This is a genomic window from Paraburkholderia sp. CNPSo 3274, assembly GCF_024206475.1.
In the GTDB taxonomy this organism is placed as follows: Bacteria; Pseudomonadota; Gammaproteobacteria; order Burkholderiales; family Burkholderiaceae; genus Paraburkholderia.
In genome coordinates this window covers 1-19,874 of record NZ_JAMBPR010000062.1, presented here as the reverse complement: position 1 = coordinate 19,874, position 19,874 = coordinate 1, and the positions used below count along the sequence as shown (strand labels likewise).

The 19,874-nt window shown below is 63.5% G+C and carries 20 protein-coding genes and 1 tRNA gene; 5 read left to right on the top strand and 16 right to left on the bottom strand.

The features are described 5' to 3' along the window. Positions 1 to 9 precede the first annotated feature (9 nt). The 10 genes from M3I54_RS32445 to M3I54_RS32400 form a co-directional block, all read right to left on the bottom strand. A complete protein-coding gene (locus tag M3I54_RS32445; protein ID WP_254343198.1) occupies positions 10 to 615 on the bottom strand; it encodes an NADH-quinone oxidoreductase subunit C in 606 nt (201 codons plus the stop codon). A 22-nt stretch (positions 616 to 637) separates the two neighbouring features. Beyond that, positions 638 to 1,117 (bottom strand): NADH-quinone oxidoreductase subunit B family protein, encoded by a 480-nt coding sequence (locus M3I54_RS32440; RefSeq protein WP_027819582.1) that lies wholly within the window; start codon positions 1,115 to 1,117, stop codon positions 638 to 640. Positions 1,118 to 1,189: 72 nt separating this feature from the next. Further along, positions 1,190 to 1,549: an NADH-quinone oxidoreductase subunit A gene (locus tag M3I54_RS32435; protein WP_028205678.1), complete on the bottom strand. Its 360-nt coding sequence runs from the start codon at positions 1,547 to 1,549 to the stop codon at positions 1,190 to 1,192. A gap of 163 nt (positions 1,550 to 1,712) precedes the next feature. After that, positions 1,713 to 1,797, bottom strand: a tRNA-Leu gene (locus M3I54_RS32430). A gap of 110 nt (positions 1,798 to 1,907) precedes the next feature. Then, entirely contained in the window at positions 1,908 to 2,312 is a 405-nt protein-coding gene (gene secG, locus M3I54_RS32425; RefSeq protein WP_254343196.1) for a preprotein translocase subunit SecG, read from the bottom strand. Positions 2,313 to 2,413: 101 nt separating this feature from the next. Continuing rightward, complete coding sequence (gene tpiA / locus M3I54_RS32420; RefSeq protein WP_254343194.1) at positions 2,414 to 3,196, bottom strand: triose-phosphate isomerase; 783 nt, start codon at positions 3,194 to 3,196, stop codon at positions 2,414 to 2,416. Between the two features lie 153 nt (positions 3,197 to 3,349). Then, complete coding sequence (locus tag M3I54_RS32415; protein WP_254343192.1) at positions 3,350 to 4,366, bottom strand: NAD(P)H-quinone oxidoreductase; 1,017 nt, start codon at positions 4,364 to 4,366, stop codon at positions 3,350 to 3,352. A 160-nt stretch (positions 4,367 to 4,526) separates the two neighbouring features. Then, entirely contained in the window at positions 4,527 to 6,674 is a 2,148-nt protein-coding gene (gene pnp / locus M3I54_RS32410; RefSeq protein ID WP_254343190.1) for a polyribonucleotide nucleotidyltransferase, read from the bottom strand. Between the two features lie 364 nt (positions 6,675 to 7,038). Continuing rightward, complete coding sequence (gene rpsO / locus M3I54_RS32405) at positions 7,039 to 7,308, bottom strand: 30S ribosomal protein S15 (RefSeq protein ID WP_042271770.1); 270 nt, start codon at positions 7,306 to 7,308, stop codon at positions 7,039 to 7,041. Positions 7,309 to 7,462: 154 nt separating this feature from the next. Then, positions 7,463 to 8,713: a branched-chain amino acid ABC transporter substrate-binding protein gene (locus M3I54_RS32400; RefSeq protein ID WP_254343253.1), complete on the bottom strand. Its 1,251-nt coding sequence runs from the start codon at positions 8,711 to 8,713 to the stop codon at positions 7,463 to 7,465. Positions 8,714 to 8,950: 237 nt separating this feature from the next. Here M3I54_RS32400 and M3I54_RS32395 point away from each other — a divergent pair, with 237 nt between their 5' ends. Continuing rightward, positions 8,951 to 9,502: a hypothetical protein gene (locus tag M3I54_RS32395; RefSeq protein ID WP_254343188.1), complete on the top strand. Its 552-nt coding sequence runs from the start codon at positions 8,951 to 8,953 to the stop codon at positions 9,500 to 9,502. Between the two features lie 100 nt (positions 9,503 to 9,602). Here the strand turns inward: M3I54_RS32395 and M3I54_RS32390 are convergent, their stop codons facing one another. The 6 genes from M3I54_RS32390 to M3I54_RS32365 all read right to left on the bottom strand — a co-directional run bounded on the left by M3I54_RS32390 (position 9,603) and on the right by M3I54_RS32365 (position 16,676). Then, positions 9,603 to 11,156: a 2-isopropylmalate synthase gene (locus M3I54_RS32390; RefSeq protein ID WP_254343186.1), complete on the bottom strand. Its 1,554-nt coding sequence runs from the start codon at positions 11,154 to 11,156 to the stop codon at positions 9,603 to 9,605. Positions 11,157 to 11,468: 312 nt separating this feature from the next. Next, positions 11,469 to 12,344 (bottom strand): CDP-diacylglycerol--serine O-phosphatidyltransferase, encoded by an 876-nt coding sequence (gene pssA / locus M3I54_RS32385; RefSeq protein ID WP_028205687.1) that lies wholly within the window; start codon positions 12,342 to 12,344, stop codon positions 11,469 to 11,471. A 12-nt stretch (positions 12,345 to 12,356) separates the two neighbouring features. Beyond that, entirely contained in the window at positions 12,357 to 13,010 is a 654-nt protein-coding gene (locus tag M3I54_RS32380; RefSeq protein WP_254343184.1) for a phosphatidylserine decarboxylase, read from the bottom strand. A gap of 148 nt (positions 13,011 to 13,158) precedes the next feature. After that, positions 13,159 to 14,175 (bottom strand): ketol-acid reductoisomerase, encoded by a 1,017-nt coding sequence (gene ilvC, locus M3I54_RS32375; protein WP_254343183.1) that lies wholly within the window; start codon positions 14,173 to 14,175, stop codon positions 13,159 to 13,161. A gap of 118 nt (positions 14,176 to 14,293) precedes the next feature. After that, positions 14,294 to 14,785, bottom strand: a complete 492-nt coding sequence (gene ilvN / locus M3I54_RS32370; RefSeq protein ID WP_027795483.1) for an acetolactate synthase small subunit — start codon at positions 14,783 to 14,785, stop codon at positions 14,294 to 14,296. A 115-nt stretch (positions 14,786 to 14,900) separates the two neighbouring features. Next, on the bottom strand, positions 14,901 to 16,676 hold the full coding sequence (locus tag M3I54_RS32365) for an acetolactate synthase 3 catalytic subunit (RefSeq protein WP_254343251.1): 1,776 nt from the start codon (positions 16,674 to 16,676) through the stop codon (positions 14,901 to 14,903). Between the two features lie 397 nt (positions 16,677 to 17,073). Here M3I54_RS32365 and M3I54_RS32360 point away from each other — a divergent pair, with 397 nt between their 5' ends. The 4 genes from M3I54_RS32360 (at position 17,074) to M3I54_RS32345 (ending at position 19,610) form a co-directional block, all read left to right on the top strand. Further along, on the top strand, positions 17,074 to 17,637 hold the full coding sequence (locus tag M3I54_RS32360; RefSeq protein ID WP_254343182.1) for an RNA polymerase sigma factor: 564 nt from the start codon (positions 17,074 to 17,076) through the stop codon (positions 17,635 to 17,637). Then, the gene (locus M3I54_RS32355) at positions 17,634 to 18,062 is read left to right on the top strand and encodes a DUF3619 family protein (protein ID WP_254343181.1); all 429 of its coding nucleotides are present in this window, start codon (positions 17,634 to 17,636) and stop codon (positions 18,060 to 18,062) included. Before M3I54_RS32360 ends, M3I54_RS32355 begins: the two co-directional genes overlap by 4 nt. A gap of 27 nt (positions 18,063 to 18,089) precedes the next feature. Next, positions 18,090 to 18,932 carry a DUF3106 domain-containing protein gene (locus tag M3I54_RS32350; RefSeq protein ID WP_254343180.1) on the top strand — a complete coding sequence of 281 codons (843 nt, stop codon included), beginning with the start codon at positions 18,090 to 18,092 and terminating at the stop codon, positions 18,930 to 18,932. Positions 18,933 to 19,088: 156 nt separating this feature from the next. Then, entirely contained in the window at positions 19,089 to 19,610 is a 522-nt protein-coding gene (locus tag M3I54_RS32345; RefSeq protein WP_375542254.1) for an RDD family protein, read from the top strand. Positions 19,611 to 19,874: the final 264 nt, after the last annotated feature.

Here is a 19,874-nt window from a genome sequence, read left to right as displayed (position 1 = left end):
GCGACCCTCTTAGTGTTTCTTCAGACCGCCGTAGCGATCTTCGCGGATCACACGCGGCGTGATCTCGCGCGGCTCGATCGTGACGGGCTGGTAGACCACGCGCTTCTGCTCCGGGTCGTAGCGCATTTCGACATAGCCCGAAACCGGGAAGTCCTTGCGGAACGGGTGGCCGATGAAACCGTAGTCGGTCAGGATGCGGCGCAGGTCGGGGTGGCCTTCGAAGACGATGCCATACAGGTCGAACGCCTCGCGCTCGTACCAGTTGGCCGAATTCCAGATCTCGACGAGCGAGGGCACGATAGGCACTTCATCGTCCGGCGCGAACACGCGCAGACGCACGCGCCAGTTGTTCGCGAGGGAGAGCAGATGCGACACCGCGGCAAAGCGCGCGCCTTCCCACGCGCCGTCACCGAAGGTCTGATAGTCGACGCCGCACAGGTCGACCAGTTGTTCGAAGCGCAGCGAGGGATTGTCGCGCAGCTCCTTGGCCACTGCGAGGGACTCACTCGCCTTGACGAACAGCGTCAGCTCGCCGAGCGCCTCGGTGAGGCTGACGATGCGCGCGCCGAGGGCCGCTTCGAGGTTCGCTTTCAGGGTCTCGAGTTTGCTTGCCATATTATGGGGAGGCACGCGGCCTTTATTGACGGGCGATGGTGCTGGTGCGGCGAATCTTCGCCTGCAACTGGATCACCCCGTAGACCAGGGCTTCCGCTGTCGGCGGGCATCCCGGCACATAGACGTCGACCGGCACGATGCGATCACAACCGCGCACGACCGAATACGAATAGTGGTAGTAGCCGCCACCGTTGGCGCACGACCCCATCGAAATGACCCAGCGCGGCTCGGCCATCTGGTCGTAGACCTTGCGCAGCGCGGGCGCCATCTTGTTGCAGAGCGTGCCGGCGACGATCATGACGTCCGACTGACGCGGGCTCGGACGGAACACCACGCCGAAACGGTCAAGGTCATAACGGGCCGCACCCGCGTGCATCATCTCGACCGCGCAACACGCCAGACCGAACGTCATCGGCCACAGCGAGCCAGTGCGCGTCCAGTTGATCAGCTTGTCAGCCGTGGTGGTGACAAACCCTTCCTTCAAGACCCCTTCGATACTCATGTGCTTTCCACTCCAGACGGACAGCCCACAGTTTCCCCGCAGTGCCGCCCATGCAATCCGGCGATTAACCCATTATTCCCAGTCGAGACCACCCTTCTTCCAGATGTAGGCAAAGCCCAGCAGGAATTCGAGCAGAAACAGCATCATCGACAGGAAGCCCGGCCAGCCGATGTCGCGCAGGGCCACGCCCCACGGAAACAGGAACGCCGTTTCGAGGTCGAAGATGATGAAAAGGATGGCGACCAGGTAGTAGCGTACGTCGAACTTCATTCGGGCGTCTTCGAACGCTTCGAAGCCACACTCGTACGGCGAATTTTTTTCGCTGTCTGGCCGGTTGGGACCGAGGACCTTGCCGATTGTCACTAGCGCTATGCCCAGACCGACACCCACGAGGAGGAACAGAAGGACGGGGAAATAGGCAGCGAGGTTCAAGGTTATCCTCTATATCGGTTGGTTCTGAGGTTCCGCTGGAACTTGCATCGCTCCGCGGGAATCACTTCACGTACTTCGCGCTGCGAACAGAAGACGAACACGACGTAAGAAGCAAAAATGCCAGCCGAAGCTGAAGCAAGCGGCTGGCATTTTTAGATAACATTGGTGCCGACGGCGAGACTCGAACTCGCACAGCTTTCGCCACTACCCCCTCAAGATAGCGTGTCTACCAATTTCACCACGTCGGCACTACATGCAATCCGGGACAACAAAATCTTGCAACCCGCGAATCGCTTCAAGACTTAGATTGTAACTTGTTTCCGTTCTTTGTTCAACGCACAAAACAAGTTTCTCAAACTTATTTCGGAACGTCGTTGCCGGGTTGCGAGCCTGCTGCAGCCGGCGAAGCCGCCGCCGGAGCGGATGCGCCAGGAGCAGATGCAACCGGCGCCGAAGCAGCCGGCGACGAGGCTACGACTGGGGCTGGAACCGAAGCGCCAAGCACGCCCGCCGAAGGCTTCGCATGATACGACCCCAGGTAAGTTAACGCAAGGGTGGAGCAGAAAAACACCGTTGCGAGAACTGCGGTAGTACGCGAAAGGAAGTTCGCGGAGCCACTCGCGCCGAACAGGCTGCCCGATGCGCCGCTGCCGAAAGCAGCGCCCATATCCGCGCCTTTTCCGTGCTGCAGCAAGACGAGGCCAATCACCCCGAGCGCCGACAGAAGCTGGACGACGATAATCAACGTTTTCAAATACAGCATCACACTCACCTGAGTCCTGGTTGAACGTCCGCCCCTCCCGGAGCAGACGCATAAGCAGCCCGCACGACGCGTTTTATTTCGAATGCTTCGTGCGCAAGCCTTTAGCTCGCGACGCTGGCGCCCGCCGCGGCGGCCACGCAGATCGCGAGGAAATCACCCTCTTTCAGCGACGCACCGCCGATCAGGCCGCCGTCGATGTCGGCCTGACGGAAGAGCTCCGCCGCATTTTCCGGCTTCACGCTGCCGCCGTAGAGCAGCGGCACGTCCGCCGCTTGCGCGCCCTTGGCAGCGAGGCGCGCACGCAGGAACGCATGCACCTGTTGAGCCTGGTCCGAGCTCGCGCTCTTGCCGGTGCCGATCGCCCAAACCGGCTCGTAAGCGACAACGATACGCGCCGCCTCTTCGACCGACAGCACGGCCAGCACGGCATCGATCTGTGCGCCAACCACGCGCTCGGTCGCGCCTGACTCGCGTTCTTCGAGCGTCTCACCCACGCAGACGATAGGCGTGAGGCCCGCCGCAAGCGCGCGCTGCGCTTTCACGGCGACGAATTCGGAACTCTCGCCGTGGTACGCGCGACGCTCCGAGTGACCAACGATCGCAATAGTGGATTCGAAGTCGGCAACCATGCCTGCCGCGACTTCGCCCGTATAGGCACCCTGCTCGTGCGCCGAAATGTCCTGCGCGCCCCACTGAACCCGGCTGCCGCCGAGCAGCGCCTGCGCCTGCGCGAGATACGGGAACGGCACGCACACACCAACGTGCACGTCCTGGGGGAGCGCCTGCGCACCGCGCGCAACGCCTTCTAGCAGTGCCGCATTGACCGCGAGGCGGCCATGCATCTTCCAGTTACCGACTACGAGCTTCGATCGTTGTTTCGTCATTGTTCCGGTTGCTGTTAAAAGCGGACGCAAAACACATGATTTTACTGCGTGAAATCCAGGTGGGTCAAACCGCCCCGCCCGCGATGCACAAAAAAATACGCGAAAAAAACCCGAAAAATCAAGCACGAGCGGGTGGCTCGCGCCGATGTGCCGTCAGGCCGCGCTGCTCCAGTCGAGCATAATCTTGCCGATATGCTCGCTGCTTTCCATTAACGCATGGGCCTCGGCGGCCTGCGCGGCGGGAAATACGCGGAACACGACGGGTTTGATGCGACCCTCTTCGATGAGGGGCCAGACCTTCGCCTTGAGTTCCTGAGCGATCTGGGCCTTGAACTCCACGGACCGCGCACGCAGCGTCGAACCGGTCACTGTGAGCCGGCGGCGCAGGATCTCACCCATGTTGAGTTCGGCCTTGGAGCCGCCGAGCGTCGCGATGAGTACGATGCGGCCACCGGTCGCAAGCGCGGAAAGCTCGCGCGCCACATAGCCGCCGGCCACCATGTCGAGGATCACGTCCACGCCGCGGTCGTTCGTGAGCGCCTTCACGACCTCCACGAAATCGCTGGTGCGGTAGTTGATGGCGCGGTCGGCGCCGAGCGCTTCACAGGCGTGGCACTTGTCGTCCGAGCCCGCGGTTGCGAACACGCGAAAGCCAAGGGCATGCGCGATCTGGATCGCCGTCACGCCGATGCCGCTCGAGCCGCCCTGCACGAGCAGAGTCTCGTTCTCGCCGCCCTCGCCCTGGCCGAGGTAGGCGCGCTGGAATACGTTGCTCCAGACCGTGAAGAACGTTTCGGGCAGCGAGGCCGCCTCGACATCCGTGAGCCCCTTCGGCACCGGCAGGCATTGCCCGAGCGGCGCGACCGCGTATTCGGCGTAACCGCCGCCCGCGATCAGCGCGCACACGCGATCGCCAATCTTCAGGCCGAACGGATTGTTCTTCTCATCGATCGAGCCTCCAACGATCTCGCCCGCCACCTCGAGCCCCGGCAGATCGGAAATACCCGGCGGCGGCGCATACGAGCCCTTGCGCTGGAACACGTCGGGGCGGTTCACGCCCGAGGCGCTCACCTTGATCAGCACTTCACCAGCCTTCGGCTCGGGGGTTGGCCGTTCGGCCAGCTTGAGCACGTCCGGCGCACCGAATTCCGTAATCTCGACTGCCTTCATCTCGCGTCTCCTTGGAGCTTCGCGCCCCGGTCTGGGCGCCCCGTCTGGATGGCGCTGCGCACGCGACATGATTGATGCGTGCGCACTGCCATTCACCCTCATTGTCATAAAAAAACGGCCGGCGCGTTCCGCACGCTGCCGGCCGTTGGAGCTTACCGCTTTACTGCTGCGGCTCGCCTTGCGGTGCGCCGCCATTCGCTTGCTCGTTGAGCAGCGCCTTGGCGGACAGACGCACGCGGCCCTTCTCGTCCGTCTGGATAACCTTGACCTTCACGATCTGGCCTTCCTTCAGATAGTCGTTGATATCCTTGATGCGCTCGTTGGCGATCTCGGAGATGTGCAGCAGACCATCCTTGCCCGGCAGCAGGTTCACGATCGCGCCGAAGTCCAGCAGCTTGAGGACCGCGCCTTCGTACACCTGGCCCACTTCGATTTCGGCCGTGATGTTCTCGATGCGCTTCTTCGCTTCGGCCATGCCTTCGCTCGAGGTCGAGGCGATGGTCACGACGCCGTCATCCGAAATGTCGATGGTCGTGCCGGTTTCTTCCGTCAGCGCGCGGATCACCGAACCGCCCTTGCCGATCACGTCGCGGATCTTTTCCGGATTGATCTTGATGGTGATCATGCGCGGAGCGTACGCCGACAGCTCGGTGTTCACGCCCGAGACAGCCGAGGTCATCTTGCCGAGGATGTGCATGCGGCCTTCCTTCGCTTGCGCGAGTGCGACCTGCATGATTTCCTTGGTGATGCCCTGGATCTTGATGTCCATCTGAAGCGCGGTCACGCCAGCTTCCGTACCGGCCACCTTGAAGTCCATGTCGCCGAGGTGATCTTCGTCGCCGAGGATGTCGGTCAGCACGGCGAACTTGTTGCCTTCGAGGATCAGGCCCATGGCGATACCGGCCACGTGCGCCTTCATCGGCACGCCGGCGTCCATCAGCGCGAGGCAGCCGCCGCACACCGAAGCCATCGACGAGGAACCGTTCGACTCGGTGATTTCCGAGACCACGCGGATCGAGTAGCCGAACTCTTCGGCGCTCGGCAGGCACGCGACGAGCGCACGCTTGGCGAGACGGCCGTGGCCGATTTCACGGCGCTTCGGCGAGCCAACACGGCCCGTTTCGCCGGTCGCGAACGGAGGCATGTTGTAGTGGAGCATGAAGCGGTCGCGGTACTCGCCTTCGAGCGCGTCGATGATCTGCTCGTCGCCCTTGGTGCCGAGCGTCGCGACGACCAGCGCCTGCGTTTCGCCGCGCGTGAAGAGCGCCGAACCGTGGGTGCGCGGCAGCACGCCCGTGCGGATCTCGATCGGGCGAACCGTGCGCGTGTCACGGCCGTCGATACGCGGCTCGCCGTTCAGGATCTGCGAACGGACGATCTTCGCTTCGAGGTCGAACACGATGTTGCCGACCGTGGCCTTGTCGGCCGCCGTCGTGCCGGCCGCAGCCGCTTCTTCTTCGAGCTTCGCCGACGTCGCTGCGTAGACTTCCTTCAGCTTGGTCGAGCGCTGTTGCTTGTCGCGCAGCTGGTACGCGGCAAGCAGGTTGTCGTTGGCGATGGCCGTGACGCGCGCGATGAGCGCTTCGTCCTTCGGCGCAGGCGTCCAGTCCCATTCGGGCTTGCCGCCGTCACGCACCAGCTCGTGGATCGCGTCGATAGCCGTTTGCATTTGCTCGTGGCCGAACACGACCGCGCCGAGCATCACGTCTTCCGGCAGCTGGTCGGCTTCCGATTCCACCATCAGCACAGCGCGCTCGGTACCGGCCACGACGAGGTCGAGGCTCGATTCCTTGATCTGGGCGCGCGTGGGGTTGAGCACGTACTCGTTGTTGATGTACGCCACGCGTGCGGCGCCCACCGGACCGTTGAACGGCAGACCCGAGATCGCCAGCGCAGCCGACGCGCCAATCAGCGCGGGGATGTCAGCCGGGACTTCCGGGTTGATCGACAGGACGTGGATCACGACCTGAACTTCGTTGTAATAGCCTTCCGGGAAAAGCGGGCGCAGCGGACGGTCGATCAGGCGCGAGATGAGCGTCTCGCCTTCCGACGGACGGCCTTCGCGGCGGAAGAAGCCGCCCGGGATCTTGCCGGCCGAATAGGTCTTTTCGATGTAGTCGACGGTGAGCGGGAAGAAGTCCTGACCCGGCTTGGCGGTCTTCGCGCCGACGACGGTCGCGAGCACGACGGTGTCTTCGACATCGACGATGACAGCACCGCTCGCCTGACGGGCGATCTCACCCGTTTCGAGGCGCACGTTGTGCTGGCCCCATTTGAATTCCTTCACGACTTTATTGAACATGGTCATGGTCACTCACTCCTTACTCATTTGTTATGCGCCGCCCGCACACGCGGACGATGCGGCAAGACAGGCTCCGACACCGCGCAGGAAGAGGAGTGTTATGCCATTCCAGCGGATCGCGAGGTTGCAAAACGGTTGCAATGCGGCTGTGACGCATCGCCGCGTACGATCTGCTGGAATGACACAAAGCTCTGCCACCGAGGCCCGGCCCTGCTGCTTGTACTGCTGGTGCTACGTGATGTTGCCTTGTGTTACGGACGGTGTTCATCGCATCGAAGCGGCCTGAAAAGCAGCATGATGCGCACCGTTCAAAAACAAAATGCCTGCATCAGCGGAACTGACACAGGCATCTTTGTGGAAGACCTTCCGATTACTTACGCAGACCCAGCTTTTCGATCAGCGCGCGGTAACGGTCAGCGTCCTTGCCCTTCAGGTAGTCGAGCAGCTTGCGGCGGCGGCTCACCATGCGCAGCAGACCGCGGCGGCTGTGGTGATCCTTCGCGTGCGACTTGAAGTGCGAGGTCAGTTCATTGATACGCGACGTCAGGAGCGCAACCTGAACTTCGGGCGAACCCGTGTCATTGGTGCCGCGCGCAAATTGCGCGACGACGTCGGACTTCTTGATATCTGCTACGGACATTTTGCTTTTCCTTTAAAACAAACGAGCGGTCACGGAAGAAAGGCCGTGCCGTGGCTTGGTTCTCACTGCGTAATTGTCTTGCCGCAGGCTCGCGACAAGGGGCGTATTGTAGCACAGCCCCGATTTGCCGCGAAACCGCTTGTAAGGGACGCCGTCAAGGCCGTGTCATCTGGCAGGCAGTGGCGGGCACGGTGCGCTCCGCGGGCAGCGCCAGCACGGTGCGAAAGCCGTAGCCGGAACCCTCGTTGTCGTAGCGCACACCGGGCGTGCCCTGCTTGTCCATCTCCATGACATAAAGGGGCTGGATCACCTGGTGGTCGTCGGCGCGCATCCACATGGCGTGGAAGCCATTATCGAATCGCATGCCCTCCAGTGCCTTCGCGACCGCCCCAGGGTCGGCCGTGCCCGCCTTCGCCATGGCTTGCGCGAGCATCTCCACCATCATCGACATGCGCAGCACCGGGTAGTCGTCCTTAGCCGCCGGATAGCGCGTGCGGAAGGCCTTGTACCACGCGTCGGAGGCCGCGCCGCCCACGTTCGGGTGCCAGTCGGCGACCGCAATCACGCGCTTCACGCCCGCGTCGCCCAGCGCCGCCGGCGCGCCCAGGCTGTTGCCGTAGAAGGTGTAGAACTTCGTGTCGAGGCCCTGCTCGCGCGCGGCCTTCACGAGCAGCGTGAGGTCGCTGCCCCAGTTACCGGTGATGACGGCGTCGGCGCCCGCGGCGCGAATCTTGGCGACGTAAGGCGCGAAGTCCTTCACGCGGCCGATGGGGTGGAACTCGTCGCCGACGATGGCGATGTCCGGGCGGTCCTTCGCCAGCGCCGCGCGTGCGAGCGTGCTCACGTCGTGGCCGAAGCTGTAGTCCTGGTTGAGCAGATATACCTTCTTCACCGACTTGTCCCCCGCGATCACGTCCGCGAGCGCGTCCATGCGCATGCCCGCGTGCGCGTCGAAGCGGAAATGCCAGAAGCTGCAATTCGCGTTGGTGAGCGCGGGGTCGTCGGCGGAATAGTTGAGGAAGACTTCGCGGTTCTCCGGATTGCGCGCGGCTTGACGATCGATCGCCGTCACGAGCGCCGCCGCCACCGCCGAACTGTTGCCCTGCATCACATAGCCGATGTGGCGGTCCTGCGCCATGCGCAACTGCACGAGCGCCGCCTCGGGGCTGCCCTTGCTGTCGAGCGTGACCAGTTCGAGCGGATGCCGCCCGTCATGCAGCACGACGCCGCCGCTCGCATTGACCCGCTCCACGCCGAAGCGCAGGTTGCGCTCGACGGCCGCGCCCGCGTCCGCGAACGGACCGGACATACCCTCGATGAGCGCGAGCTGGATCGGCTTGCCGGTCGGCGCCTCATCCGCCTGTGCGCCGGTTACGGCCGCGAGCCCTGCCGCCAGCGCCACCATGGCGACCATGATCGCCGCCGCACGCGCCATGCGTGCCGTTATGCGCTTTTCTCTCATTGTTTGATGCCAGCCGGATTGTCATTCGAAGCGCGGATCATAGGCCGCGAGTCGGGGCGACGGCAAGGCCGCGATCCGTCGGGTGCGCGGACAGGCCGGCCCCGCGAGCCTCTCGCGCCGTGTCAAAATAAGGGTTCCACATTCACGGCGGTCATTGAAACCTTGCCATCGGGGGACATCATGTTCACGCGCCTATCAACCTCGCTCGCAACGCCTGTGCGCCGCGCCTCGCGCCGCTTGCGTCTCGGGCTCCTCGCGGGCGTAGGCGCACTCGCGCTCGCCGGCTGCGCACAGCCGTGGCAGCAATTCCATGCGGGCGACGACGCGCAGGCCGTGATCGCCCGCTTCGGGCCGCCGGCTGAAACCTACGACCTGCCCGACGGCGGCAAGCGCCTGATGTGGCCAACCCAGCCGATGGGCGAAACCACCACCGCCGCCGACATCGACGCCAGCGCCCGGGTCGTGAACGTGCGCCAGGTGCTGCAGCCCAACGAGTTCTATCGCGCGGAAATCGGCAAATGGACGCGCACCGACGTGCTCGTGAACTTCGGCCGCCCGGTCGAAACCTCCTACTTCCCGCTGATGAAGAAGGAAGTGTGGACCTACCGTTACCTCGAAGACAACGTCTGGTACATGCTCTACAGCTTCTACTTCGACGACCAGGGCATTCTGCGGCTCACGCAGAAGACGCCCGATCCGCTGCACGATCCGGATCGCCGCAGCCTGTTCTGATTGTTCGAATCGCGGCTCGGCAAAACAAAACCCCCGCGCTCTCGCGAGCCCCGGGGGTTTTTCATTGCTGGCGATGCGAGGCAAGACGCCTCGCCACCGCTTACACCGCTTCGGAGCGCTGCGGATTGACCTTGTCGCCCGAGTAGAGCTTGTTGAGCGCCGAGATATACGCCTTCGCCGAAGCGGCAACGATATCCGGATCGGTGCCCACGCCATTAACGATGCGGCCGGCCTTCGAGAGACGCACCGTCACTTCGCCCTGCGCCTGGGTGCCCGTCGTGATCGCGTTCACCGAGTACAGCAAAAGCTCGGAGCCGCTGCCCACTTCGGTTTCGATGGCATTGAGCGTGGCGTCCACCGGGCCGTTACCCGCGGCTTCGCCGGTCACTTCCTTGCCGTCGGCCGAGAACACGACGCGTGCGTGCGGACGCTCACCCGTCTCCGAGTGCTGCGCGAGCGAGATGAATTTGAAGTGCTCCCGATCCTGCGCCTGCGCGGACTCTTCCGTGACGATCGCGATGATGTCTTCGTCGAAGATTTCGGCCTTGCGATCGGCCAGTTCCTTGAAGCGCGCGAACGCGTTGTTCAGTTCGGCTTCGCTGTCGAGCTGAATGCCCAGTTCCTGCAGGCGCTGCTTGAACGCGTTGCGGCCCGAGAGCTTGCCGAGCACGATCTTGTTCGCGCTCCAGCCCACGTCTTCCGCGCGCATGATTTCGTAGGTGTCGCGCGCCTTGAGCACACCGTCCTGGTGAATGCCCGAGGCGTGCGCGAAGGCGTTCGCACCGACCACGGCCTTGTTCGGCTGCACCACGAAACCGGTGATCTGCGAAACGAGCTTCGAAGCCGGCACGATCTGCGTGGTGTCGATGCCGAGATCGAGGCCGAAGTAGTCCTTGCGGGTCTTCACGGCCATCACGATTTCTTCGAGCGACGTGTTGCCCGCGCGCTCGCCGAGACCGTTGATCGTGCACTCCACCTGGCGCGCGCCGCCGATCTGCACGCCGGCCAGCGAGTTCGCCACGGCCATGCCGAGGTCGTTGTGGCAGTGCACCGAGAACACGGCCTTGTCCGAGTTCGGAATGCGCTCGCGCAGCGTCTTCACGAGGTTGCCGTACAGCTCGGGAATGCCGTAGCCGACCGTATCGGCGATATTGATCGTGGTCGCGCCCTCGTTGATCACGGCTTCGAGCACGCGGCACAGGAAGTCCATGTCCGAGCGGCTGCCGTCTTCGGGCGAGAACTCCACGTCGTTCGTGAACTTGCGCGCGAAACGCACCGCGAGCTTCGCCTGCTCGAGCACCTGCTCGGGCGACATGCGCAGTTTCTTCTCCATGTGCAGCGCCGAGGTGGCGATGAACGTGTGAATGCGGAAGTGGTCGGCGACCTTGAGCGCGTCGGCGGCGCGCTGGATGTCCTTGTCGTTCGCGCGGGCGAGCGAGCAGATCGTGCTGTCCTTGATCATGCCGGCGATCGTCTGGATCGCGTCGAAGTCGCCGTTCGAGCTGGCCGCGAAGCCCGCTTCGATGATGTCGACCTTCATGCGCTCGAGCTGCTTCGCGATGCGGATTTTCTCTTCCTTCGTCATCGACGCACCGGGCGACTGCTCGCCGTCACGCAACGTCGTATCGAAGATGATGAGCTTGTCTGCTGCCATTTCGGGTCTCCAGGGGGACTTGTTCAGTGTCTAAAACGGATTTTGAGTGTTCGCGCCACCGATGGCGACGCTGACAATGAACGAGGCTTACGGAGGGCGAGCGAGATCAGCGCGGCAGGCGCGCTACCGCTAGCGTGCTTAGTCGCGCGCCGGCTTGAAGGGAGAAGAGGGGGAACTGGATGGTGTCCATGCCGCCGACTATAGCCGGATTCCGCCGATAGCGCAATTGGAAGAGACCAGCCCGGGCGCGCGCAAAAAGAAAAAGGGCCGCGCTCGCGCGCAGCCTTCTTTGCGGCATTCCCGCATCCGCGCCTACCGCTCGCGCGGCGACGAACGCGCGGGGTTCGAGCGTCCGCGCACGGCCTGGTACGCCCAGAACACATAGCCCGAAAGGCCGTAGAGCACGAACAGGCCGAACAGCATCAGCGGGGGATCGGACGACACCAGCACGAACGCCACCACCACGAGCAGCGTGGCCGCGAACGGCACGCGATGGCGCACGTCGAGCGCCTTGCCACTGTAGAACGGCGCGTTGGACACCATCGTCACGCCCGCGTAGATCGTCAGCACAAAGGCCACCCACGGCAGCCACGAGAGCTTCACGGGCACACGGTTGTCGGTGGCGAGCCAGACGAAGCCGGCAATGAGCGCGGCCGCGGCCGGGCTCGGCAGGCCCTGGAAGAAGCGCTTGTCCACCACGCCGATGTTCGTGTTGAAGCGCGCAAGACGCAGCGCCGCGCCCGAACAGTAGACGAAAGCCGCGAGCCAGCCCCAGCGCCCGAGATCCTTGAGCACCCACTCGTACATCACGAGCGCGGGCGCCACGCCGAACGACACCATGTCCGAGAGGCTGTCGAACTGCTCGCCGAACGCGCTTTGCGAGTGCGTCATACGCGCCACGCGCCCGTCCATGCCGTCGAGCACCATCGCCACGAAAATGGCGATGGCCGCCACCTCGAAGCGCACGTTCATGGCCTGCACGACCGCGAAGAAGCCGCAGAAGAGCGCCGCCGTGGTGAATGCGTTGGGCAGCAGGTAGATGCCGCGCTTCTTCAGGAACTCCTGGCGCGCCGCGCGCCGGTTCGCGGCGACGCCCATGGGCTCCTGCACGGCCTTGTTGCGCCGAAACGGCCGCGGCAGCGGGCCGCCGGCCGGGTTACGGGGTCGACGCTGTTTGAATCCGGCCATCGCAGCCCTCCTTTATGCCGATTGGGTCGGCAGTTCGGCGAGGATCGTCGACGAGGCAGACACCTTCTCGCCAATCGCCACACGCGGGCGGCTGCCCACAGGCAGGTAGACGTCGACACGCGAACCGAAACGGATGAAGCCATAGCGCTGGCCACGCGAAAGCGGCTCACCGGCACGCACGTAGCAGAGAATGCGGCGCGCGATGAGGCCCGCGATCTGAACCGAGGTGACGGTCGTGCCGTCGGCCATGGTCAGGACCACGGCATTGCGCTCGTTCTCGGTCGAAGCCTTGTCGATGGCGGCGTTCAGGTACGCGCCCGGGAAGTACTCGACCTTGGCGACGGCGCCATCCACGGGCGAACGTTGCGAGTGTACGTTGAAGACGTTCATGAACACGCTGATCTTGAGCGCTTCACGGTTTGCATACGGATCGTGTGCGGTTTCCACGGCGACGACGCGGCCGTCCGCCGGGCACAGTACGGCGTTGGCCTGGCTCGGGATCGGGCGCGGCGGATCGCGGAAAAACTGGACGACGAAGATCAGGATCAGCCAGAAGGGCCATGCGAGTCCGAAGCCTGCGACCGCATGGATCAAGAGCGCCACGACGGCCGCAATGGCGATGAACGGCCAGCCTTCGCGCGCGATGATCGGATGAGGGTAATTCATGGTGGCTTCGCTGTTATTTTAAAAACCGTAGGATAGCAAAAGCCGCCCAGGGTTCATCCCACCTGGGCGGCTTTTTCAGGTCTGACTCAGATCAAACTGCTGCGCGACTGCACAAAACCGCACGCGCAATCAGATTGATACCGTCAGATTAGTTCTTCGACTGGTCGACGAGCTTGTTCGCGGCGATCCACGGCATCATCGCGCGCAGCTTCGCACCGACCACTTCGATCTGGTGCTCGGCGCCGAGACGACGGCGCGATTGCAGCGTCGGTGCGCCGGCCTTGTTTTCCAGGATGAAGCTCTTGGCGTATTCGCCGGTCTGGATGTCCTTCAGGACTTCCTTCATGACCTTCTTCGTCTCGGCCGTGATGACGCGCGGGCCCGTCACGTACTCGCCGTACTCGGCGTTGTTCGAGATCGAGTAGTTCATGTTGGCGATGCCGCCTTCATAGATCAGGTCGACAATCAGCTTCAGTTCGTGCAGGCACTCGAAGTAAGCCATTTCCGGCGCGTAGCCCGCTTCGACCAGCGTTTCGAAGCCAGCCTTGATCAGGTCGACCGTACCGCCGCACAGCACGGCTTGTTCGCCGAACAGGTCGGTTTCGGTTTCTTCGCGGAAGTTCGTTTCGATGATGCCGGCACGGCCGCCGCCGTTCGCTGCTGCGTACGACAGAGCGATGTCACGCGCTGCGCCCGACTTGTCCTGGTGGACAGCGATCAGGTGGGGAACGCCGCCGCCTTGCGAGTACGTGCCGCGAACCGTGTGGCCCGGCGCCTTCGGGGCGATCATGATGACGTCCAGATCCGCGCGCGGGATCACCTGGCCGTAGTGCACGTTGAAGCCGTGGGCAAACGCGAGCGCTGCGCCGTTCTTGATGTTCGCGTGGACTTCCTTCGCGTAGACATCGGCGATCTGCTCGTCGGGCAGGAGCATCATGACCACGTCGGCGCTCTTCACCGCTTCGGCCACTTCCTTGACCTGCAGGCCGGCGTTCTCAGCCTTGCTCCACGATGCGCCGTTCTTGCGCAGACCGACCGTGACGTTCACGCCGCTGTCCTTCAGGTTCAGCGCGTGTGCGTGGCCTTGCGAGCCGTAACCGATGATCGTGACCTGCTTGCCCTTGATGAGGGAGAGATCGGCGTCCTTGTCGTAGAAAACTTTCATGTTGGTTCCTTGGCGAGAGTCTGGTGAATTTCGGTACTGCTATTAGCTTTTGCTTCACCGGATGCGTCGTTATTTGCGCATCCGGCCAGGTTCCGGTGCAAGATCGACTGTGGTCGGGTCACACCTTCAGAATGCGCTCTCCGCGCCCAATGCCCGAGCCGCCCGTACGGACGGTCTCGAGAATCGCGGTCGCATCGATCGCTTCGATGAACGCGTCGAGCTTGTCGCTCGCGCCCGTCAGTTCGATCGTGTAGGTCTTTTCGGTGACGTCGATGATGCGGCCACGGAAAATATCCGCCATCCGCTTCATCTCCTCACGTTCCTTGCCGACCGCCCTTACCTTGATCAGCATCAGCTCGCGCTCGATGTGGGCGCCCTCGGTAAGGTCGACCACTTTCACCACCTCGATCAGGCGGTTCAGATGCTTCGTGATCTGTTCGATCACGTCGTCCGAGCCAATGGAAACGATGGTCATGCGCGACAGCGAACGGTCTTCGGTCGGCGCCACCGTCAAGGTTTCAATGTTGTAGCCGCGTGCGGAGAAGAGGCCGACCACGCGCGAGAGCGCGCCCGGCTCGTTTTCCAGCAAAACGGAAATAATGTGTCTCATGATGTGATCCGCGATTTATCCAGTTGAGCGTGACTGCCGCCCTCCCCTGCGAACCCGCGCGCCCGTTGTGTGGACGCGCGCCGCGCGAGGTCGAAACGGCGCCGTGCAAATACCGTTACAGGTCTTCCGAGCCGAGCAGCATCTCAGTGATGCCCTTGCCGGCCTGTACCATCGGCCAGACGTTTTCGGAAGGGTCGGTCTGGAAATCGAGGAACACCGTGCGGTCCTTCAAACGCAGCGCTTCCTTGAGCGCCGGCTCGACGTCCGCCGTCTTTTCGATCCGCATGCCGACGTGGCCATACGCTTCGGCGAGCTTCACGAAGTCAGGCAGCGCATCCATATAGGAATGCGAATAGCGCTTGCTGTATTCGATCTGCTGCCACTGGCGGACCATGCCGAGGTAGCGGTTATTCAGCGAAATAATCTTCACGGGCGTGTCGTACTGCTTGCAGGTCGACAGCTCCTGAATACACATCTGGATCGAGCCTTCGCCCGTGATGCACAGCACGTCGTCGTCCGGGTGCGCCATCTTCACGCCCATTGCCGCCGGCAGGCCGAAGCCCATCGTGCCGAGGCCGCCGGAGTTGATCCAGCGGCGCGGCTGGTTGAAGCGGTAGAACTGCGCGGCCCACATCTGGTGCTGGCCCACGTCCGAGCACACGAAGGCGTTGCCGCCCGTGAGCTCCCACGCCTTCTCCACCACGTACTGCGGCTTGATGATCTCGCTCGAACGGTCGAACTTCAGGCAGTTCTTCTCGCGCCAGCCTTCGATGTCCTTCCACCAGTCGGCGAGCGCGGCCGTATCCGGGCCGTGATCGGCGTGCTGAAGCTGCTCGATGAGCTCCTTGAGCACTTCCTTCACGTCGCCGACGATGGGGATATCGACCTTCACGCGCTTGCTGATCGACGACGGGTCGATGTCGATGTGAATGATCTTGCGCGGACGCGAGGCGAAGTGCGCGGGGTCGCCGATCACACGGTCGTCGAAGCGCGCACCGATCGCGATCAGCACGTCGCAGTGCTGCATCGCCATGTTGGCTTCGTAGGTGCCGTGCATGCCGAGCATGCCGAGGAACTTGCGGTCGCTCGCGCGGTAGCCGCCCAGACCCATCAGCGTGTTCGTAACCGGGTAGCCGAGCAGGTCCGCGAACTGATTCAGTTCGCGCGACGCATCCGCGAGGATGATGCCGCCGCCGGTGTAGATGTACGGACGCTTGGCCGAGAGGAGCAGCGACACCGCCTTGCGGATCTGCCCCGAGTGGCCTTTGGTGACCGGGTTGTACGAGCGCAGCGCGACGTTCTTCACCGGTTCATACGCGCACGGCGTTTTCGACACGTCCTTCGGAATGTCGATCAGCACGGGGCCGGGACGGCCGGTGCGCGCAATGTAGAAAGCTTTCTTGACGGTAGCAGCGAGGTCGCGCACGTCCTTCACGAGGAAGTTGTGCTTCACGCAGGGGCGCGTGATGCCGACCGTGTCGCACTCCTGGAAGGCGTCTTGACCAATCGCGGCGGTAGGCACCTGGCCGCTGATGATCACCATCGGGATCGAATCCATGTAGGCCGTCGCGATGCCCGTCACCGCATTGGTGACGCCAGGTCCCGAGGTCACGAGACACACGCCGACATTACCGGTCGAACGCGCATAGGCGTCGGCGGCATGCACGGCTGCCTGTTCGTGGCGCACGAGAACGTGCTGGATTTTGTCCTGCTTGTACAGCTCGTCGTAAATGTAGAGCACCGAGCCGCCGGGATAGCCCCAGATGAATTCGACCTGCTCGTCTGCGAGCGCCTTCATCAGCACGGTTCCGCCGATGGAGGTATGAGCTTGAGGGTCAGATTCTTGCGAAGGGGGGACCGACGTGGAGAATTCCGCGCTGGGCATATTCATCATTGACCTTTCGAATTTTCGGCAAAAAATTGATCGGGTGCTCTCTGCCGGGCTTGTGGCTCGGGTTCAAGCGGCGCGTCCAGTTGACAGATGAGCTTCTTGGGCCACATCCGAATTGAGACAAGTCACTTATGTTGCGAACCGTCGAAGATAGCGGCTCGATGTCTTTCGGTCAAGGAATTATTGAGAAGGCGGGCACGAACGTTGCGGCAGCGCGCACACCTCGCGGCGGCGGCCAAGGGCCGGCAGGGAAGCCTCTGGGCGGGCGCATCCATGATGCGAAACATTCTCACCGCCTTCCCGCTACCCTGTCGGCGCGAAAATTTGCTAGGATCCGCGGGTTTTACGACATTTTTCGAACGATTACGCGTACGCTGGCGGCGGCGCCCTGCACCGGATGGCATCAGACAAGGAACTCGCCGACTTTCTGGCGGGCGTCGAAAGACGCGCGTTCAAGCAGACGGTCTACGCCGTAAGGGACGACGACGCCTCGCTCGACATCGTGCAGGACGCGATGATCAAGCTCGCGGAAAAATACGGAGACCGCCCGGCCGCAGAACTCCCCCTGCTCTTTCAGCGTATTTTGCAAAATACGATGCACGACTATTTTCGTCGGCAGAAAGTACGCAATACGTGGGTGAGCCTGTTTTCGTCGCTCGGCAACGCCGACGACGAGGAGTTCGACCCCCTCGAGACCTTCGAGGCGCAGCAGGGAACGGCTGGAGCGGAGAGCAGCGAGCAGCAGATCGAGCGCGCCCAGGTGCTCCAGATGATCGACGACGAGATCCAGAAATTACCGGCACGTCAACGGGAGGCGTTTCTGATGCGTTACTGGGAGGATATGGATGTCGCCGAGACTGCCGCCGCAATGGGCTGCTCCGAAGGCAGCGTGAAAACGCACTGCTCACGAGCCACCCATACGCTGGCTCTAGCGCTCAAGGCCAAAGGAATCACGCTATGAGCTCCGCCCTTGAAAATAAAGAACTAGAGTTCGTGCGGGAGATGCGTCGTGCGCTCGACGAGAGCGCCGCCAACCTGCCCGCTGGCACCACTGCCCGACTCGCCGCCGCACGCAAGACCGCACTCGTCCACAAAAAGGCCGAGGTCGTGCTCGTGCGCGCACCGGCGCTCGCCGCGGCCGGTGTGGGCAGCCTGTCCGGCGCGCCCAGGCACTTGCCCGCGCGGCGCCGTTCGGCGCTCGCGCGCTTCGCGCTCGCCTGGCCGCTCGCGGCGCTCGTGGCGGGCCTCTTTGCCATCGCGTATTTCGAAGATCAGCAACGCACCGCTGAACTCGCCGATATCGACGCGGCCATGCTGAGCGACGACCTGCCGCTCACGGCCTACCTCGATCACGGGTTCAACGCGTATCTGACGCGCGCGCACTAAGGAAAATCTGAGCAGGAGACTGACGGGGTGAGTTACAAGCGCGGCCTGGCCGTTGTCATTGGATGTGTGGTCGCGGCAGTCGTGTCGTATGTGGCGACCTACCCGCGCTTTCACCCCGAGCCCACCGGCGAGAACTCCGCTGGCGAGAACTCCGCTGGCGCGCCCGCGCAGGCGAAAGCGCCCTCGGTCGATAATTCGATTACGACCGCGTTCGCCCCGTTGCCCGGCCAGTCCGATCCGCTCGCGTGGGCGCATCTCAGCGACGCGCAGCACGTCGCGCTCGCGCCGTTCGCCGTTGAATGGGACCGCTTCAGCGACGAACGTAAGCGCAAATGGCTGAAGATCGCCGCACGTTATCCAAAGATGTCACCCGAAGCACAGAAGCGCCTGCATGAGCGCATGGCGGAATGGGTCGGCATGACGCCGGAGCAACGGCGCGTCGCGCGCGAAAACTACCAGGTTTCCAAGGAACTGCCGGCGCAGGCGCGCCAGCGCGCCTGGAAGGCTTACCAGCAACTCCCCGAAGAGCAGAAAGAACGCCTTGCCGCGAGCGAGCACAAGCGCCGTCCTACCGTCGTGAGCGCCCCGCCCAGCGGCAACAAGAGCGAGATTCGCGATATCGAGCGCCTCGTCAACGAGCGCGATCACCGCGGCGTGCCGCATGCGCCCGCGGGCGTCACCGGGGCATCGGGCGCAGCTGGCGCGAGCAGCACGGGCTCGGGTCTCGCGCCCGCAGCGCCTGGCGCGCCGAGCGAGCCGCCGGTGGCTTCGTCGTTCGCGGCGGGCATTCCCGCCGCCGGCAGCTTCGTGCCGGCCACGCCAATCCCTGTCTCGCCTGCCGAAGCACCCGCGGCATTCAAGGGCTCCTGAAGCCGCCACCAGGCGCGAGCGGCACCCTCGCACGCACCCTCGTTAACCCCGCCGCGGCGTTCCGGTCGTTTCGCCACGCGCGTTTTCGAGGTTATGCTTTGGACGTCCCGTCCCCGAACTGACGCCATCGTGTCCGAAAGCGCCCAAACCGCCGTCCTGTCGTCCGCCGTCGTCTTCCCGGTTGAACCTGCGCCCGTTTCGATTCGCCGCCGCCTCGCCGCGTTCGTCTACGAAAGCGTGCTGCTTTTCGGCGTCGTCTTCGCCGCGGGGCTCGCGTTCAGCCTCGTCCTGCAGCAGCGCAATGGCTACACGCATCACAACGCGATGGCGGTCTGGATCATCTTCGTGGCTGGCGCATACTTCGTCGGCTTCTGGCACAAGGGCGGGCAGACGCTGCCGATGAAGACCTGGCGCCTGCGTGTGGTCGGCCCGGACGGCAAGCCGCCCACGATCGCGCGAGGGACGCTGCGCTACCTCGCCGCATGGCTCTGGTTCCTGCCGCCACTCGTGCTGCATCCGCTACTCAATCTTTCGGTTCCGCACACGCTTGCGCTCGTTGCCTTCTGGTTCGTGATCTGGGCCGCGAGCGCCCGCCTCTCCCACGACCGCCAGTTCCTTCACGACCGCATTGCGGGCACACGCATTGTCGCAATTACGCGACAGGGCGCGACGGGGTAGCCGCCCGCACGACATCCCCCATCGCGCCGGAAAAGCGGCTGCACCGTACCACCTGGGACTACGTAACGAGACCTTCTCGTGACTGTCATGTTGCCGTCACGGCGTCATGGCGCAATGCGCGTATTACAACCTGCCGCGCGCGCCATGGCCCAAAAGACGTCAGCGACCACCCTGTTCCGGCAGACCACGGGACGAGGCACCGACTCCGCCACGTTCCATCCGTCCCCCGGTGGAGCCACCTTTCCCACCCCGACCTTGCCACCC